The 18,964-nt window shown below is 50.0% G+C and carries 9 protein-coding genes; 3 read left to right on the top strand and 6 right to left on the bottom strand.

What is annotated here, in order from left to right:
• Positions 1 to 151: 151 nt before the first annotated feature.
• The 3 genes from IQ217_RS04395 to phaP all read right to left on the bottom strand — a co-directional run bounded on the left by IQ217_RS04395 (position 152) and on the right by phaP (position 6,888).
• Positions 152 to 1,735, bottom strand: a complete 1,584-nt coding sequence (locus IQ217_RS04395) for an ABC transporter permease subunit (protein ID WP_194019050.1) — start codon at positions 1,733 to 1,735, stop codon at positions 152 to 154.
• Between the two features lie 423 nt (positions 1,736 to 2,158).
• On the bottom strand, positions 2,159 to 6,253 hold the full coding sequence (locus IQ217_RS04390; protein WP_194019049.1) for a hypothetical protein: 4,095 nt from the start codon (positions 6,251 to 6,253) through the stop codon (positions 2,159 to 2,161).
• A 365-nt stretch (positions 6,254 to 6,618) separates the two neighbouring features.
• Positions 6,619 to 6,888 carry a phasin PhaP gene (gene phaP, locus IQ217_RS04385; protein WP_190598835.1) on the bottom strand — a complete coding sequence of 90 codons (270 nt, stop codon included), beginning with the start codon at positions 6,886 to 6,888 and terminating at the stop codon, positions 6,619 to 6,621.
• Positions 6,889 to 7,403: 515 nt separating this feature from the next.
• On the opposite strand from phaP, the gene IQ217_RS04380 reads away from it, so the two are divergent.
• The 3 genes from IQ217_RS04380 to IQ217_RS04370 all read left to right on the top strand — a co-directional run bounded on the left by IQ217_RS04380 (position 7,404) and on the right by IQ217_RS04370 (position 11,694).
• Positions 7,404 to 9,935: a glycogen/starch/alpha-glucan phosphorylase gene (locus IQ217_RS04380; RefSeq protein ID WP_194019048.1), complete on the top strand. Its 2,532-nt coding sequence runs from the start codon at positions 7,404 to 7,406 to the stop codon at positions 9,933 to 9,935.
• A 147-nt stretch (positions 9,936 to 10,082) separates the two neighbouring features.
• Complete coding sequence (gene cbiT, locus IQ217_RS04375) at positions 10,083 to 10,676, top strand: precorrin-6Y C5,15-methyltransferase subunit CbiT (protein ID WP_194019047.1); 594 nt, start codon at positions 10,083 to 10,085, stop codon at positions 10,674 to 10,676.
• 136 nt (positions 10,677 to 10,812) lie between these two features.
• A complete protein-coding gene (locus tag IQ217_RS04370; RefSeq protein WP_010872218.1) occupies positions 10,813 to 11,694 on the top strand; it encodes a phosphatidate cytidylyltransferase in 882 nt (293 codons plus the stop codon).
• Positions 11,695 to 11,946: 252 nt separating this feature from the next.
• Here IQ217_RS04370 and IQ217_RS19180 read toward each other — a convergent pair whose 3' ends face one another.
• The 3 genes from IQ217_RS19180 to IQ217_RS04360 all read right to left on the bottom strand — a co-directional run bounded on the left by IQ217_RS19180 (position 11,947) and on the right by IQ217_RS04360 (position 18,703).
• Positions 11,947 to 12,075, bottom strand: coding sequence for a hypothetical protein (locus tag IQ217_RS19180; protein ID WP_255512813.1), 129 nt, complete (start codon positions 12,073 to 12,075; stop codon positions 11,947 to 11,949).
• 56 nt (positions 12,076 to 12,131) lie between these two features.
• On the bottom strand, positions 12,132 to 12,581 hold the full coding sequence (locus IQ217_RS04365) for a hypothetical protein (protein ID WP_228024055.1): 450 nt from the start codon (positions 12,579 to 12,581) through the stop codon (positions 12,132 to 12,134).
• Between the two features lie 179 nt (positions 12,582 to 12,760).
• Entirely contained in the window at positions 12,761 to 18,703 is a 5,943-nt protein-coding gene (locus tag IQ217_RS04360) for a translocation/assembly module TamB domain-containing protein (RefSeq protein WP_194019046.1), read from the bottom strand.
• Positions 18,704 to 18,964: the final 261 nt, after the last annotated feature.

The following is an 18,964-nucleotide window of genomic DNA, read 5'->3' as shown; positions in this document are numbered from 1 at the left end:
TCAGACACTAGATGCAAATAAAAAATAGATGGTGGGGAGATTGGTCAGCTACAGATAATTAACCAAGGGGTTAATGAAACTGACTTGATAGGTGGAGAAGATTATCGGCTACCTGCATAGAACAAGCATTACAGCCGCAGCAGAAACCAAGCTAAGCCGTCACTGCCTTTGCTTTTTTCTTCGCCCGACCAACGGGGTCCATGTAATTTTCTAGCCATTTGAAGACGAAGGAAGAAAGGGTGGTGAGGAGTAAATAAACTAAAGCAACGGCAATATAAACTTCGAAAGCCCGATAGGTAGTGGCCACAATCAATTGCCCTTCCCGGAAGAGCTCCTGGAAGCCAATCACAGCGGTTAAACTGGTGTCCTTAATCAGGGTGATAAACTCGTTGCCCAGGGGCGGCAAAATGCGGCGGAAGGCTTGGGGGAAAATTACCTCTTTCATGGTCTGCCAAGGGGACATACCCAGGGATTCACAGGCTTCCCACTGACCCCGGTCAATGGATTGAATGCCCCCCCGGATAATTTCTGCTAAATAGGCGGCCACGTTCAGACTGAGGGCAATAATGGCCGCGGGAAAACGGTCAATGGTGATGCCCAAGCCAATTTCCTTGAATAGGGCTGGTAAACCGAAATAAATGATAAATAGTTGCACCAGCATGGGAGTGCCCCGGAAAAACTCCACATAGATTCGAAAGAGCAGTTGCAGGGGTTTAATGTCGGAAATTAAGGCGATCGCCACCCCGGTGCCACCGATTAAGCCAAAGAACACTGAGAAGGCCGTGAGCAAAATGGTGAGAATGGAACCCTTAAAGAGATTGCGGAACAGGGTGATGAGAAAATTGTCGTTGGGGCTAGCTTGACTGCGTTCGGTCAGGGTCTGGGCCGTACCCACTTTACCCACCAGAGAGGGGGCCACTAGGGGTAGAAAAGGCGGATTCTTTTCGCCAAACCATTTTTCATAGATGGCGTTATAGGTGCCATTTTCAATGATTTGGAATAAACCCTGGTTGAGCGCTTCCCTGGTTTGATTAATTTCCCCCGCGGGTGCTAGGGGCATGGCAATGCCGTAATAATCTTCACTGCCCACATTGGCCCCAATTTTGACGTTCTTGAGACCCGCATCTTTGATAGCGTAGAGTAACACTGGTCGGTCGTTGATCACCGCATCGGCGTTACCGTTCACTAATTCCTGCAGGGCGGAAGTGATGGAATCAAAATTGGTCACATTGGCCCCAGGTACTTTGGTGGCCACCATGGCCCCGGTGGTCCCGATCGCCACAGCTAATCTTTTCCCTTCCAAATCCTTCAGACTTTTGATGGTGTCGTTGCCATCCTGCACGGCGATCGACAGCACTGACTTGAAATAGGGGCTAGAAAAAGCCACCGACTGGGCCCGCTCTGGGGTAATGGTAATGGCACTGATGGCCGCCCCCACTGTGTTGGATTGCAGGGCGGGAATAATACCGTCAAAAGGATAGCCCTGGATATCGATGGTGACTTGGGCAGCCTCTCCGATCGCCTTAATCAAATCAACGTCAAAACCGGTTAATTGCCCCGTGGCTTCGTCGGTCATTTCAAAGGGAGGAAAGGTTGGTTCCGTGGCCACAATGATGGTTTTGCGGGAAACCTGGGAAAAGGCCGGGGTAAACTGCATGGCGATCGCCAAAAATATCCCCAGGGCCAGCAATAGGTAATAACGCCAAGCCCTCCCCCAATGATTAAATTTCACCATGCCCTACATTCCTCATACCGTGGGTCTAGCCTCCGCGGACTTTCGTTTAAATTTTTAACGACTAAGGGAGACAGTTAACAAACTTCCCCAGTATTTCGGGAAAAGCCAGGGGGAATAGCATCGTAGAATACTTTTTATTCCCCATCTAAATCTAAGGTCAAACTGGATCTACTTCCCGTGTCCTGCGAGAACAATCATGATTTATGCCCGATCTCCGGGTTTTGGAAGTATTCCCGAATTTAGAGTTTCAACTTCATTCCCACGATGAAATCGCCTCAGATTCGGGTTGTTACTACTTAGATAAGTAGCCAAATCCTAGAGGCGATCGCCGTTCAGGCAGGGAATCGGTATTTTTTTGACGAAAGATAGCCATATTCCTATCAATAGATAAGTTGATGGGAAGATAGGTTATTGATTATGGCTTCAGATGAAATTTACCCCAAAAGTTGGCTGTAGGGCCTGTGCCTGGGGAGAGTCAACCGCAAAAACGTCCGATGAAATCCAGTTCCAGTTACTATCGGTGTTCCAAAGACCAACTTCGCCAGTACCAACATTTTGCCAAAGGACTTGATTAATACCATCAACGGTTTCCGCCGCTAACCCCTGCCAATCACCAAAACTTCCGGTAACAAAGGCCTCACCCAAATACTTAATGGGGTGGGTAAGATCATCGGCTGTTTGGACATGATAATAGTCAAATATTCCTTGTACAAAAACAGTGGTACAACCTTGATTTTCAACAATAGAATAGTTATCACCTAAAAGGTCGTCATTATTGATGTCAGTCTGGAACGTAACCTCTGCTTCAAGGGTTTTAAGGGACTCAGTGGGCCAGACGTCCGATGAAACCCAGTTCCAGTTACTATCGGTGTCCCAAAGACCAATTTCGCCAGTATCACCATTTTGCCAAAGCACTTGATTAATACCGTTAACGGTTTCTGCCTCGATAGCTTGCCAATTACCAAAAGTTCCACTGACAAATGGTTCATTGTCGTATAAAAGATTGATTTCATCGCCGTTGGCCAACTGAACGAAAAATAAATCATTCCTGGCTACAATACCGACATCATTATCGGGTACGTTTGGAAAATCATCATTGATGATAGTACCGATGACGGAGCCAGTGCTGTCGATGGTATAGCCAGTGCCACTATTCAAGGTCAAGACCACTGTGTTGTCCGTTTCGACGATAGTATCGGCGGTGGGATCAATGGTGAGGATGGTGGTGTTTGACCCAGCAGCAAAGGTAATGGTTTTCCCCGTTCCTGGGGTGGCACCGGTGTAGTCGGCTGAGTTAGCGGTGCCGCAAATGCTGTAGTTAACAGTCAGGGCACTGGTGGGCGTTCCGTTGCGGGTGAAGGTGTAAACCAAGTTGGCCGCACCATCTTCAGTGACGCTGTCGGGACTAACCGCGAGGCTAATGCTGGGAGCTGTTGTGTCAGGGACAGCATTAACCGTGACGGTGTCATTATCTTGGACAGGAACAGTTAAAGCATTTCCCGCCACATCCTGAATTACGGCACCTACCGGAATACGCAGAGCAATAGTACCTGTGGTGCTAGGAGTTACTTGAACGGTAAACACTCCCGCTGAAGTTTCCGTAATTGTCCCAATCTCAATAGTTGCTGTGCCGGCATTGTTAAAGTCAGTGGCACTAACTGTGGCGGCATTGATGTCTTCACTAAAAGTAACCGTGTAGGTCAGGGTGTCACCAACGGTAACCACATTATCTGCGTCACCATCATTAATACTTACAACTATCGGAGCTGTTGTGTCAGGGACAGCATTAACCGTGACGGTGTCATTATCTTGGACAGGAACAGTTAAAGTATTTCCTGCCACATCCTCAATCACAGCACCGCTTGGAATACGAAGAGCAATAGTACCTGTGGTGCTAGGAGTTACTTGAACGGTAAACACTCCCGCTGAAGTTTCCGTAATTGTCCCAATCTCAATAATTGCCGTGCCGGCATTGTTAAAGTCGGTACCACTAACTGTGCTGGCATTGATGTCTTCACTAAAGGTAACCGTGTAGGTCAGGGTGTCACCAACGGTAACCACATTATCTGCGTCACCATCATTGATGCTTACAACTATCGGAGCTGTTGTGTCAGGGACAGCATTAACCGTGACGGTGTCATTATCTTGGACAGGAACAATTAAAGCATTTCCTGCCACATCCTCAATTACAGCACCGCTTGGAATACGGAGAGCAATAGTACCTGTGGTGCTAGGAGTTACTTGAACGGTAAATACTCCCGCTGAAGTTTCCGTAATTGTCCCAATGCCAATAGTTGCTGTGCCGGCATTGTTAAAGTCAGAGGCGCTGACTGTGGCGGCATTGATGTCTTCACTAAAAGTGACCGTGTAGGTCAGGGTGTCACCAACGGTAACTACATTATCTGCATCTCCATCGTTAATATTTATAACTATCGGAGCTGTTGTGTCAGGGACAGCATTAACCGTGACGATGTCATTATCTTGGACAGGAACAGTTAATGCATTTCCTGCTAAATCCTCAATTACAGCACCTACTGGAATACGGAGAGCAATAGTACCTGTGGTGCTAGGAGTGACTTGAACGGTAAACACTCCCGCTGAAGTTTCCGTAATTGTCCCAATCTCAATAATCGCTGTGCCGGCATTGTTAAAGTCGGTACCACTAACTGTGGCAGCATTGATGTCTTCACTGAAGGTAACCGTGTAGGTCAGGGTGTCACCAACGGTAACTACATTATCTGCGTCACCATCATTGATACTTGCAACTATCGGAGCTGTTGTGTCGATTACCAAGTTTTTGTTACTACCCAGGGAATTGGTAGTTCCTGGAGCCGACAAAGTCAGGACGGCATCGTTGTTTGAAGAGTCTCGAATTGTCCCACTATTAAGCGATAAGGCTAAGGCATTAATATAGTCGAGATCTGTACTCGTATCTCCTGTCTGCACTATGTAGCTAAATTCTAATGTATTTGTTCCTGAACCAGTAAGGTAGTCGATGGTTCGATCTGTGGTTCCAGTTTCAAGGGTTAGTTGAGGAGTTCCTGTGACATTAACCACTTCGCTAAAAGCAACTTGAATGCTAATTACGTCTCCGGCGTTGTAGATTCCATTGGGAGTCAAAGAAGTTACATCTGTAACACTGGGGGCAGTTGTTTCAATTAGATTGACAGCTGTAAAAGGGCCATCAGCAAATTGGAAATTTTCAACATTGGTAATGGTGTCAGTTCCGTCTGGAGAACCACCCCTTTCATCGACAATCGTATATGTACTGCCGCTTAATGTAATGGTGTAATCGCTCCGATCGCCAGAATATTTTAGGGTATCAGCCTGATCGCCACCATCAATGGTGTCATTGCCGCCCCCCCCGGTGATGGTGTCACTGCCAGCACCACCGTTGAGGGCGTTGTTGCCGGTATTTCCCAAGATGACATTATCAAGCCCATTGCCTGTACCGTTAATGTCACCTTTTCCCGCTAAGGTTAGATTTTCAACATTGGCGCTCGTTCCCAGATCAAAGCTGACAGAAGATATAACCGTGTCTGTCCCTTCTCCTGAATTCTCAGTAATCGTGTCAGTTGTACTATCCACCACATAAATGTCGTTGCCGGTGCCACCGACAAGGGTATTAATTCCACCTCCTCCATTCAGGGTATCGTTACCAAGACCTCCGATTAAAAGGTCATTTCCTGCACCTCCAGTCATATTGTCATTTCCTTCGCCCCCATCCACTGCGTAGCCCCCCGAAGCCGTTTCCGCAATGGTAATGAGATCGTCGCCTGCTCCAGTATTAATGGTATTGCCAGGGCTAGTAGTTGAGGCTTTGATGATGTCGGCCCCTGACCCCGTGTTAATAATTTGCATACCAGCAGCAGAGGTTGCATTCACAACAACGGCATTTGTACTTGTACTGGTAATAGTCTGTGCGCCTCCAACTGATGTTGCATCGACAAATGTAAGGTTGGTACCATTGCCACTGTTGTCACCAATTACCTGTGCTCCTGCTCCCGTCGTGTTTGCAAAGACTGTATTAAGACCGACACCTTTAATATTCAAGGCACCCGCATCGGATTTTGCATTGACAGTGGTTGCCCCTGACCCCGTTAAAATCGTTTGAGCACCTGCGATGGAGGTGGTGTTAAAGGTTGCTTCTCCCGTAAATGAAGCTGTAGTGAGATTAATCGCTCCTGCCCCAGTCGTTGTCGTTGTTAGTTCTACGCCCAGGGGCGCAAACGCAGCCTCAAAATCCACCCCTGTCGTAATCGTTTGGGCGCCATCGCCTGTCGTATTGATGACGACTTTTTCAATATTCTTCAGATTAGACCAGAGAGCATCGGGCGGTGTAATTGCAACATCTAACAGATGGTCAATATGCAAGGTATCAATACCTAAACCACCATCGAGAGTATCGCCAGAATTAAACGTATCTGTAACCGCAGCATCATAGATTCCATTAAAAATGTCGTCATTAATGTCACCCGTGAAATTGTCGTTGGTAATCTTTAGATTGAAAGTAGCCATGGTTTTTTTAAATTAATTTAGATGTGCTGTTTCGGCAATCTAAGTCAAGCCATATCAATAACTAGTTTTACCAATATGCATTTCAAGCTTGATCAACAGATGCTTTGTTTCTAGTTTGACCAACAGATGGTTTATTTCTAGTTTGATTTAGATGAATTGTTTGAAAAGAATTTATTATGATTACGAGATTACGCAAAAAATTGGGGTCAAGGTAAAGTTCGGAAAGACTAAACGCCTGGCCCAGTAACAAATTCAAAATAACCACTGCATAAATTTTCCCAAAAAAATTAACCCCCACAGAACCCGGAGGTTCCCTGGAGGCATTTTTCAGATTCAAATTTCTTAGATTTTAATTAGTTCGGCAACTAGTTAGCCGGTACGGGCTGTTGTCGTAGGGCTTGAAAATAATTATCCCAAAATTGTTTTTGGGCATCGATCATCATCGTGGCGGATTTCTCCTGGGCTTCTAGGTAGCTTTTGACCATTTCCTCTTGTAATTTCAAACTGGTTTCAAAGGTATCGGTCAATTTAATTTCAGCGGTGCCTTTGGGCAAGCTTTCCATCCAAGTACTAAAAAACTTTTTCTGCCAGTCCAGCAACTGGGTTTGGTATTCTTCAAAAAACTGGGTGTTCATAGGGCTAAAACCGCTAATATCCCTAAACAGTCAAAGGTTTAAGGGGAAGCAGGGCGGTGCAGACCACTTCCAATGGATATCGGTATCGCACGTCTCCATTATAATGACTGGTCTCAGTTCACCCAGGGGAAAGTCCGGGGGAATATCACCAAAGTCTGACATCCTTTACCCCCCTCCTTTTTTCCAGTCAACCCTAGAAGCTGAGATTAAAACCAGGGCCGGCGATCGCCATCGGCTGCCCTAGACAATTTCTTCACTGCGATGATTTCAGATTGGTACCTGGGGGCAAGTTAGTTTTTCTCGCCCCTGTGTCAACTGTCCCTAACAATGCTCGGTGGGGTGGGTGTAGAGTCTTGGCAGAGACCTTACACTACTCTAAAGTTAGCATCGCTGTTGCAAGCCTGGATTGCCTGAGTAACCATTGCGGTTATGGGCGGCGATCGAGCCTCTGTACTTTGAGTTAGCGTTGGCTAGCCTGGGTGATGTCACCCCGACTTTTTCATCAGGAACAATCAATGATTGATCAATCTACCCTAAACACTTCCCCCCAACCCACTATCAAAATTGAAGATGACCGCACTGGCATGAGTGTGGCCACCCTGAAGCGGGCTTTTTTGGATAACCTTTTCTATCTACAGGGGATTGATCGTTCCCAGGCAACCCTCTACGACTACTATGTTGCCCTGGCCTATACCATCCGCGATCGCCTGTTGCATCGTTTCATCAAGACCGTAGCCACCTATAAGCAGGACAAAGTGAAGGTGGTCTGTTACCTGTCGGCGGAATTCCTGATGGGAAGGCATTTGGGCAATAACCTGATCAACCTGGGACTCTACGAAAAAGTTGACCAGGTGATGAAGGAATTTGACCTGGACTTAAACGAAATTATTGAGCAAGAACCGGACCCTGGTTTGGGCAACGGTGGCTTGGGGCGTTTGGCGGCCTGTTTCCTCGATTCCCTCGCTTCCCTAGAAGTGCCGGCGATCGGCTATGGCATCCGCTACGAGTTTGGCATTTTTCACCAACGTATTCAGGACGGTTGGCAGGTGGAAGTGCCCGATAACTGGTTGCGGTTCGGTAACCCCTGGGAAATCCCCCGGGCCGATGAATCGGTGGAAGTGAAGCTGGGGGGCCACACGGAAATCATCCACAACGAAAAGAACCAACCCAAAGTAGTCTGGATTCCCGAAAGGACTATTCTCGCCATTCCCTACGACACCCCGGTGCCCGGTTACCAAACCAATACGGTCAATCCCCTCCGGCTCTGGAAGGCGGAAGCCAGTGAAGAATTCAACTTTGAAGCCTTTAATTCTGGGTTATATGACCGGGCCGTGGCGGAAAAAATGGACGCAGAAACCATTTCCAAGGTGCTGTATCCCAATGACAATACCCCCGCTGGCCGGGAATTGCGCCTCGCCCAGCAATATTTCTTTGTGTCCGCTTCCCTGCAGGATTTAATTCGCATCCACCTCCGCACCCACGAAAATCTTGATACTTTTTATGAGTTAACCGCCATCCAGCTCAACGATACCCACCCCGCCGTGGCGATCGCCGAATTGATGCGGCTGTTTGTGGATCGTTATGACTACGACTGGGATAAGGCCTGGGAGATCACCCAAAAAACCTTTGCCTACACCAACCACACCCTGATGCCAGAGGCCCTAGAACGCTGGTCGGTAGACTTGTTTGCCCAACTCCTGCCCCGTCATTTGGAAATTATTTACGAAATTAACCACCGCTTCCTGACAGGATTACAAACCTGGTTCCCCAACGATGAAGCCCTGGTGAGCAGTCTTTCCCTCATTGAAGAAAACCATGGCAAAAAAATCCGCATGGCCAACCTAGCCTGTGTGGGAAGCCACGCCATCAACGGTGTTGCCGCCCTGCACACGGAATTGTTGAAAAAGGATACCCTCAAGGACTTTGCCAAGCTGTGGCCCCAAAAATTCTTCAATAAAACCAACGGTGTTACCCCCCGCCGCTGGATTTTGCTCAGCAATCCTGAACTTTCCGCCTTAGTAACGGAAAAAATTGGTGATGGTTGGCTAAAAAATTTGGACGAAATGCGGCAAATCGAAAAATTTATCGATGATCCCGAATTCTGTCGTCTCTGGCGGGAAATCAAGCAGAATAATAAACGCAGTTTAGCGGCCTACCTGCTCAAGTACCGCAACGTGGAAATTGATGTTAATTCTTTATTTGATGTCCAGGTTAAACGGATCCATGAATACAAACGTCAACATCTTGCGGCCCTAGAAATCATCCATCTCTACAACCGCATTAAACAAAATCCTGAACGGGTGATGGTGCCTCGCACCTTCATTTTTGGTGGTAAGGCGGCCCCTGGTTACTTCATGGCCAAACTAATCATCAAGTTGATCAATGCCGTTGGGGAAGTGGTTAACAATGATCCCGATGTGCGGGGCCGGTTAAAGGTGGTCTTTGTTTCCAACTTCAACGTCTCCCTGGGGCAAAGGATTTATCCCGCCGCTGACCTTTCCGAACAAATTTCCACCGCAGGTAAGGAAGCCTCCGGTACGGGCAACATGAAATTTGCCATGAATGGAGCCTTAACCATTGGTACTTTGGACGGGGCCAACATTGAAATTCGCGAAGAAGCAGGGGCAGAAAACTTTTTCCTATTTGGCCTCACCGCGGAAGAAGTTTATGCCATGAAAGCAGGGGGTTACAATCCCCAGGATTATTACCACAACAATCCGGAACTCCAGGCTGTTATTGACCGCATTGCCCACGGCTATTTTTCCCCCGGTAATCCCGACCTGTTCCGCCCCATTGTTGATTCCCTGCTCCACCACGATCCCTATATGTTGCTAGCGGACTTCCAAGCCTATGTGGATTGTCAAGACCAGGTGAGCAACACCTATGAAGATCAGGAAAAATGGACAAAGATGTCTATTCTCAACTCGGCCCGCATGGGTAAATTTTCTTCTGACCGCACCATTCGGGAATATTGTCAGGAAATTTGGAATGTGCCTCCGGTGAAAATTTCCTTGAATGAATATCACCCTGAATATGTTGATTATTGATTAGTCTTTAAACTCTAAAGAAATAAATCGACAGTCTGGCTGACCCCATTGGCCCAGACAAAACCAGGATTGTATCGGCCATCATTTCCCCTTCCAGAACAATGGGGGGACAATGGTGGCTTAACTGTCAGCGGAGAAACTAAGCCCATGCTCTGGCCCTATAAGACCCCAGGAATTACAGATGGCCTATTTGAACGATTACCGGGCATTCCCCTCAGCAAAAGGGAGGTGCGCCTGCTGATTATTTCCGCTTTGCAGTTGAAGGAGGAGTCCATCATTTGGGACATTGGGGCTGGCACTGGTACCATTCCGGTGGAACTGGGCTTACTCTGTCCCCGGAGTAAAATTGTGGCAGTGGAAAGGGATGAGGAAGTAGCGGGCTTAATTCGTCGTAACTGTGAACGGTTTGAAGTGAGCAATGTGACTGTCCATGAGGGTAGTGCCCCGGATTGCTTACCCCAGCTAATTGCCCACCCCACCCATATCTGCATTGAGGGAGGCCGGCCCATTAAGCAAATTTTGCAGGAAACTTGGGCCCATTTAGCTCCTGGGGGTCGTTTGGTGGCAACGGCGAGTAATTTGGAAAGTCTTTATGGCATTTCTGAAACTTTGTCGGCCTTACAGGTCCGCAATGTAGAAGTGGTGCAAGCGGGGGTAAATCGTCTGGAAAAACGGGGCTTACAACAGGTTTTTGCCGCAGTGGACCCCACTTTTATTTTGGCGGGAGAAAAATTGTCCTAGTCGGGGAAATAGGGAAGAAGGCCTAGGGGTTTGCTTCTGTTCTAAAATAAAAACTAAGAAAAGGTTAACAAACAGTGAATTTTGTTCAGTGCCGGGTTGACACTTTCCCTTATTTTTGGTCTTTTTTACCTTTACCATGCCCACCCAGAGAATTATTAGTGCGGTCATCGGCATTGCCTTGGCGTTTTCCCTGTTAATTTTGGGGGGTTGGTACTTTAGCGCGGCGATCGCCTTAGTGATTTATCTGGGGTTGCGGGAATATTTCCAAATGGTCAGGGCCAAGGGCATTGCGCCAGCCGCTAAGACCACCATGGTGCTGTCATTGATGTTGCTACTGTCGGCCACGGTGACCCCCCACTTAACCGACGCGTTTTTTCCTTTAACCGGAGCATTGATCTGCTTTTATTTGCTGTTTCAACCCAAAATGGCCACCATTGCCGATATTTCCACCTCGTTACTGGGCTTGTTTTATGGCGGCTATTTACCAAGCTATTGGGTCCGACTACGGTTGGGGGACGGAGCCGTTAACCCCATGGGACTACACTTACCCCTGAATGGCTTTTGGCCAGAGTCCTGGGCCCATCCAGAAAATTTTCCCACCGGCCTGCTGGTGACCATACTTGCCTTTGCCTGTATCTGGGCGGCGGACATTGGCGCCTACATTATGGGTAAGTGGTTGGGACGTACTCGTTTGTCGGACATTAGCCCGAAAAAAACCGTGGAGGGTTCCCTCTGGGGAGTGGGAGGCAGTTTATTAGTGGGGGTATTGGGGGCCTGGTATTTACAATGGCCATATTGGGAAATCACCGGCGCTTTACTGGGCCTATTAATCGGCATAGTCAGTCTGCTGGGGGACTTAACGGAATCAATGATGAAACGGGATGCGGGGGTGAAGGATTCTGGTCAATTAATTCCGGGGCATGGGGGCATTTTAGACCGCACTGACAGCTATGTTTTTACGGCTCCCCTGGTTTATTATTTTGTTGTTTTACTATTGCCCGTGCTTAATAATCTTTGATTGAACGTCTTTACGTTTTTCTCTGGCGATCGCCTTGGTCAGAAGGGGGCTATTTGGGCAGCGAAAATAGAACATAGCCCATAGACCATACCCAAGAATTGACCTTTGCTCAGACTAGTTTCTTTCTGGGGAGATTGTGAAACTTCCCGTTCCGGCCAACTGGTTATTCCTCGAAAGGCTGGGGTGGACATTTTCGTCGGTTGGAGTTTATCCCAAGTTTCATTTTGTTCCATGCCGCTGAAACCACAGTTGCTAAGCCATCATATAACGGGGCGCAGGAGAGCTGACCATGGTGGCCTTGATTCTTTCAATGTCAGTCTCCGCTGTGTCCCGACTAGAGTTTTTCGCTTTTTGGAAAGTGGCTTGGTTTCGATCATTCATGCCCTTTATGGCGATCGCCGGGGCAATGAAGGGTAAAAATTAGCCAATCAATGAAGTTAGCTCAACCAGCCATTTTTGTTGCTGGGGATGGTGGGGGCAAAAACCTGCAGTCGTTCAAACTGGGCTTCCCGAATTTCGTACATGAGGCTGATCAAATCATCGGCATGGGGGGAAGCGAGGATCTTTTGCTTAATTTCCTCAAAACCCTCATCCAAAATATTGTTAGCTTCTGCCAAGTCATCGGTGGCTTGGAGTTGCCGCTCTAATTCACCAAACTTATTTTTCAACATCTGCCCCTCGGCATTATCTGGAAAAGAAGCCACCATCTCCCCAATGGCCACCTGCAATTGTTCCAGTTCTGCTTGCTGGGCCGTGGGGCTGGCGATCGCCTGGCTTTGTTCCATGGCGGGGGGAGCCCCATCAAAGTTCAAACCATTAGGCACCGGAGCCTCCGTGGGGGGCATAAATAGGGTAAAAGCAGAAACTACAAAGCAACCAACACACATGGGACTAATTCTCCTAACACAATTTATAGAAGTAGGGGCGAGCAATTGGGACTTGGTGACTCCCCGTTAGCTGGCAACTAGAGCACCCCATTCTGAGGGGAAGCCGCCGGCCGGACCGCAAAAGCTGAAATTTGCCCCACCTTAACAAAAAACTAGCTTCAGCTTCCAGGGTGCCAGTTTTAGAACTGTTTCTCATAGCGAATGATGAACTGACTAAAATTGTAATCGTAGGTGAAACGCATATAGCCCTTGTCCTCCACTTCGTAGATAGCTTCGAGGAAAGGCACCACCCGGAAGTCCGTGCTCTTGATTTTGTCGCTGATAGCCGTTTCCACGTCGTAGACCAATCCCTGGAAAATCATTGGGATCGCCAGTTGGGTAATGCCCACCTGCAATAACTGGCTGGAGTTTTTGCCCTGGAGCGCATCCACCAAAACAATCACCTGTTCTCCCAAGAGGCGAACAATTTCCCCTTCGGTACGGGGAGGACTGCTGGTCAGGTTCAGGGCCGGATTACTAAAAATTTGTTCGTTCTCTACCCCCTGGGCGGCCAGAATTTGTAAGCAGCGGGAAAGGCGATCAAGTTGAAATTCATCAAAACTCCCCACCCCTGTGAGCGGTCGGAAGGTGACAGTGGGGTCACAAACGGCGCTGTAGCGGGGATTAATATTGGGCAAAATTTGGCTCAGACTGCCGTCAATGGTGAGGCGCACATCAATCCGCTCAATTTGATTCAGACTGTCGTCGGGATATTCATTGGTTTCCTGGGAACGCATCCGGGCTGATTGGGGCAAATCGGACACAATGGTGCGCATGGCGATGTTCAAGCTGGGGTTAATTAGGTCCTCATCTGAATAGAACGTAATGGTGTTGGGGGCCCGGCGATCGAGCAAAAAGCGGGTATCAAAAAAGCTGACCCGACCCCGGTCGAGGTTAATGGTGCCATCGGCCCGCAGATCGTTAAAGTCAGTCAGGGGGCCATTGACCGTTAATCCACCACCAAAGGTAAACACATAAAGAGGCTCCTGCTCGATATGAAGATTGTCCAGGGTGATGCGTAGGTCATTCAACTGGGGTTCCACCAAGGGCGATCGCCTTGTGCCCTTGAACCAACCCAGTCTGGTGCGTAATTCCGCAATGCGGCTTGGTTGACTGTCCAAGCTCCGGTCCGGCACAAATACCCTGCCATTGGCTAAGGCCACGTCCCCGGTGAGTTTTGGCGCCAGGGCAGAACCCTCAACGGTCACTAACCCCGCTAAATTACCTTGGTAAAGATTGGGAATGGCGATATTGGTCGGTTTAATGCTGACCTGGAGGGGATTTTCCAGGCCCGGCTGGGCATCAAATAGCGGCAGTACACCGGCCACTTCGATCCGACTTTGGTCCAGTTGCCCCGTTAACTGTTCAATGGCGATCGTTGTGTTGTTAAACAGAATTTCCCCATCCACCTGCACCGGGGTTGGTAGGGCGGCACTCCTAATTTGTGCTCCATTGAGACTGACCTTACCCAGGGCTCTAAGATCGGCAATGCCAATGCCGTTATGTTGGTCAATTTCCCCTTCTACCTTTAAATCCGCTTGTCCTTCCCCGCCAAGCCAGACCAATTGTTCTTGACTGACCACGTCTAACAACTCCAAGGAATTGGGGGGAATTTTGAATTCAGCCCTAAAGGTACTTGGTCCCTCTGCGGCCTTCGCTTCCTGGGGATTCCAATAAAAGGGCACATCAGCCCGCAAGTAGAGGGGAGAAGCTTCCGAAGTGACCAACTGCAATAAATTATTTTGGTAATCGAATTGTCCCCCCACTTCTTCCGGCACCGGCCTAGCGTTGAGGGTGATCTGGTCAAAGTTGAATTTTCCCGATAGGGCAGGGCCGGCGGCGGTCAGGGCCACACTTCCTTCGGCGTTGAGACGGGCACCAAAGGCGGAGGACATTTCCACAAAGGAGTCCAAATTGTTCAGATTAAAATCCTTAATTGACCATTGCAATTGGGTTTTTTCTAGGGAGAAAATTCCCTCTGCCCCCAGGCGAGATTCCCGAATTTGCACAAAAGAGGGTAGTAGGGCCAGACGACCGTCAGCAAATTTAGCTTCCAGTTGAAACTGTTCAATGGGCAGGAAGCGGGTTTCATTCATCACTAGCCCGATGGGGGGCACAATGTTGGGAAAGGGCCCCTGGGGGTACCAACTCCAATTTCTGCCTTGTACTTTGAGGGCGAGGGCCGGATCCCGTAGGGTGCCATTCAAGTTAAGCGCCGCATCAAAATTTCCCTGGACGTTTAACTGGGTCGGTACCCCCCCCCGTTCGTACTGCTGGGCGAGGGCGATAATGCGCTGGTCAATGACGTAGAGGAGATTAAGCTGATTTTCCAACGACCCATCGGGGTTGCCCAAACTGAGGGGACCAACGATATCGGCAGATTCCTTGGGGACAGACTCTAAACCCGTAAGCCGCAGTAGGGAACCCACATCGGAAATATTGGCCGCCGCCAACAGGGGTGCAATTTCCCCACCGTTGACGTTTACATTAGCTTGGATGGCTTCAGTTCTGAAGTTGAGAGAACCCTGGGCTTGATATTGACCAATGGGGGTTTTAACCTGGCCTTGTTTGAGTTGTAGGGTTTGATTTTGATAGCCCAGGGCCGCTGTCACTTCACCGATCGCCGAGGAGCCAAGGCTGACAGCATCAATGGCCAAATTACCCTGGCCGTTACCGTTACGGAGGTTAACCACGAGGTCGGCGTTGAGGTTGCCATCCAGTTGCCCGGCAATTTGGTAGCGTAGCCCCGGCCGCAGGTCTAAAATGGCAAGGGGAAAATCTTTCACTTCCATGGCTAGGCGATCGCCGTTGAGTTTGCCCTGGGCGAGGATGGGTTGCTCCCGACCATAGGCCTGACGCAGGTTAAAACTGGTGGGAAGGTAGGGAAACAGGCAATTGCCCCGGCAGGGTTTGAAATTCACCGCCAGACGATCCACTTGCCCCCGGAGATCCACTAGGACATTTTGGTTTAACTGGACCGACAGGGGGCCCCGCAATTGGGGCTCAAAGCCAAAACCATTCACGGCTAAGTTATTGAGCTCCAGATTGCCCGCTAATTTTAAATCTGCCAAACCAGTGACGTTGCGCCCCGTTAACTGCCCGGTAAATTGGCTGGTGCCCTCCATAGCCAAAGCTTGGGGGCGAAATTCCGGGGCCAGGGGCAGTTGGGTCAGTAGGGCATCGATGGGCAGGGGCGCAAAACTGAGGCCATTGCTGACATTGAGATTGACATTGGTCAGGGCCGGACGTTGGCGGAAGTTGCCAATGGTAATCTTGCCGTCGGCATTGAGGTTCTGGGGCCCACTGCGGAAAGCGGCCCGTTGCACTGTGACGGGGATAGTGCCCGCATTATTAGCGGTGGTGAATAAATTAGCTAGGTTACCCGCCAGTCGCACTTCCCCCTCCACCGGGGCCAGGGCAGAGCCATCGGTGCCACCATATTTTGCTAGTAAGGGATTGAGATTGATTTCCCTAGCAGTGAGTCGACTTTGCCAGGTGAGATTTTTCAGGGCACTCACACTGGTTACAGTTCCCCCCGCCACCTCCAAATCCACATTGGCGATCGCCGCCACCCGACTCAAATCCGGTTGGGCTTGCACCAGGTCGGCCAGATTTGCCCCCAGGGAGATACGTCCTCTCTGCACTTGGGCAGGGACAGGAATTTCTGGAGCGAGGGCGTTGAGGGGAATGGCCCCCACATTGGCGATCGCCCCTAAGTTGCCATTGAGCAGAGTACCGTTTACCGATACGGGGCCATTGGCAACGGTGAGTTTTAACTGCCCCTCCCCCTGGAGACGGTTGAGGTCAAAGTTACGCACACCTGCCCAGGTATTAATGTCCCCCACAAAGGCACTGCCCTGGATTTCTCCTGTGTTTAACCTAGCCGCCACCGGCAACCCAGGTAAAAAGGGATTAAGGGCGATCGCCCCCAGGGTCGCATTGGTTTGTACTGTACCTGCCTGCAATTGGGCATTGCCAGTGATTTGGCGATCGTCCACCAGGGCCGTAAATTGACTGCGGGCCTGTATTTGTCCCAGGGGTAACTGCCCCGTCAATAGAGGAGCCAAGGGGAATTGGCTTTGGGCGCTGACGAGGGAGAGGGCCACCGGCGCGGCTAAAGCAGGCACATATTGATTGACGGCAATGTTGCGGGCTTCTACCTCTGCCTGGACTTGCCCCCGGATCAAATTGGCAGTAATGGCGGCGGTTTGTTGCTGACTGGTGAGTTGGATGTCGGCATTGCCCTGCCAAACGTTGGGGTCAAAGGCAAAAATTTCCCCGCTCACATTGCCCTGGCCCCTGGTGAGGGTGAGGGGTTGCGCTGTCAGTTGGGGGGAGCAAAAGTTACTTTTTTCTAGGCCACACAGGCTTTGCAAAAGGGGGTGCAGGGGAAATTGGGCCGTGTTCCAACGGGCTTGCCAACGATCCTGGGCAAAATTGGCCTGGCCCTGCACTGTCAAGGAACCCTGGTTGGTGCTTACTTCCGCTTGGGTGAGGGTTAATTGGGGCCCCACTAAATTAGCTTCCCCCCTAGTGCCTAGGTTAAGACGGCCCTGGCGATCGCCATCGGTGGTTTGCCATTGCAAATTTAAACGGGGATTCCCTAAGGTGCCCCCAGCCTGGCCAGAAAAACCGAAGTTACCGATTTCAACCTGCCGCAGATTCAATGCGTAGGTATCCAACAAGGCCATGGTGGCAATCGCCCCACTGATCCGGCCTGTCACGGGAATGGCCTGCCACCGCCACTGGTTCGCTTCGGGGGTGAGTAATTGCCGTAGTTTCCAGGGGGACTGTACCCGAGCTTGGATTTCCCCTCCACTGACAGGGCGTAAACTGACATCGGCCAAGGTAACTTGGTCTAAATCGGCCCGGAAATTAATTCCCAAGCGATTCAGGGGAACTCGATCGAGGGTTACCGTGGCCACATTGGTCAACTGGCCCTGGAGTTGGGGGTCGGTGAGGGTCCCCTCTAACTTTCCCTGGACCTGGACTTCCCCTGTAATGGGTAATGGTAGGGGGACAGCAATGGTATCCAGGAAAGCGGCGGTGTCAATGGCCTTGGTACTGAACTGGACATCGTAGCCCGATCGCCAGTCAATGGTGCCCTGGAGCACAGCATTGAGGGGGCCGAGGTTAATATTGCCCTGGTTGATCTGCAACTTTTGCCCAGTCAATCCCAGGTCTAAACCGACTTGCAAAGGGGCCTTGACCTTATCAATGCGGGCCTGGAGTTGCGCCAACTTAACATCGCCCACGGTTTGCAGAGCGGACCACTGTTGCCAACTGGGTAGGGTACCCTGCACCTGTCCGGACACCTGGCCCTTTTCCACTGTCACAGGCAAAGGGGGTAAAAGACTGGCTAAAGCAGGTAAATCGAGGCGGTTAATAGTGACATCGGTTTGACTTTCCCCCGTATTGAGGACCGTTTGCCCCTGGGCCCGGAGATCACTGCCAGCTAATTGCACCCCTAGGTCATAGGTAACGGTTTGTTGGGGGCCATCATCCTGACGCCGATATTGGTAACCTCCTTGGCCGGCGGCGGTAATTTCCACCGCTTGCTGAAAACCCTGGGGTAACAGTTGTAGTTGGGCATTTTCCAGCGTCACCCCCACCGTTAAATCCAGGGGGAGGGAAAAGGGTTTGTCCCCCTCCGGTAACGTGATGGTGGTCCATTGCCCTGTAGGCTGTTGCTCCAGGGTCACCTGGGGATTAAAAATGGTGGCGCTAACTTCCACCGGCCTGCCCACCAAAAAAGGTAGGGGATTGACATCCACTTCAATGGCTTCAATGGCGATCGCCGTCGCATCATCGGCCGTCCGTGGTAGGGAAGAATTGCCCAGTCTTACCCCCAGTAAACGAAAATCCTCCACCGGGCCAATGTCCACCGGCCGCCCCAACAATCTGGATAATTCCGACTCTAAAAATGGTGATGCTTCCCGGTAGGCCAGGTGTTGCCCTCCCAGATACAGGCCCGTACCCGCCACCGCTAGACCCCCCAGGGTGATCAGGGTGCTTGGTCTAGTTAGCCAACGTCTCAATTTGGCGATCGCCCCCGCACTGTGAGGGGAAGGATTGTTGCTCATGGGTACTTGGCAAAATCAACTCAGTTCACGACTCACTGACCATGGGGTCTAAATGGACTAGACCGCCGCCAGGGATGGTTAGTTTCTGTTTTAGCGGAGAAAGTGGTCTAGGGCGAACTGTTAGAACAAATTGGTCAAATCAGGCAGGGTTTGCAAATTTTTCGGGTTACTACGGCCTTGTTAACCGAGTTCTTGTCCCATTTCTCCACCATTGCCCGACTGGGAAAAGCTACCCCTGGCATTTTAGGGCATTAACCCAGG

It is taken from the genome of Synechocystis salina LEGE 00031, from assembly GCF_015207985.1.
Taxonomy (GTDB): Bacteria; Cyanobacteriota; Cyanobacteriia; order Cyanobacteriales; family Microcystaceae; genus Synechocystis; species Synechocystis salina.
Note: the sequence above shows the minus strand (reverse complement) of the source record. Positions and strands in the feature narration are given on the sequence as shown.

Bases quoted from the DNA above. Each gene is read 5' to 3' on its own strand.
- IQ217_RS04395 (WP_194019050.1), bottom strand. From the start codon at position 1,735: ATGGTGAAATTTAATCATTGGGGGAGGGCTTGGCGTTATTACCTATTG.
- IQ217_RS04390 (WP_194019049.1), bottom strand. From the start codon at position 6,253: ATGGCTACTTTCAATCTAAAGATTACCAACGACAATTTCACGGGTGAC.
- phaP (WP_190598835.1), bottom strand. From the start codon at position 6,888: ATGAACACCCAGTTTTTTGAAGAATACCAAACCCAGTTGCTGGACTGG.
- IQ217_RS04380 (WP_194019048.1), top strand. From the start codon at position 7,404: ATGATTGATCAATCTACCCTAAACACTTCCCCCCAACCCACTATCAAA.
- cbiT (WP_194019047.1), top strand. From the start codon at position 10,083: ATGCTCTGGCCCTATAAGACCCCAGGAATTACAGATGGCCTATTTGAA.
- IQ217_RS04370 (WP_010872218.1), top strand. From the start codon at position 10,813: ATGCCCACCCAGAGAATTATTAGTGCGGTCATCGGCATTGCCTTGGCG.
- IQ217_RS19180 (WP_255512813.1), bottom strand. From the start codon at position 12,075: ATGAATGATCGAAACCAAGCCACTTTCCAAAAAGCGAAAAACTCTAGT.
- IQ217_RS04365 (WP_228024055.1), bottom strand. From the start codon at position 12,581: ATGTGTGTTGGTTGCTTTGTAGTTTCTGCTTTTACCCTATTTATGCCC.
- IQ217_RS04360 (WP_194019046.1), bottom strand. From the start codon at position 18,703: ATGAGCAACAATCCTTCCCCTCACAGTGCGGGGGCGATCGCCAAATTG.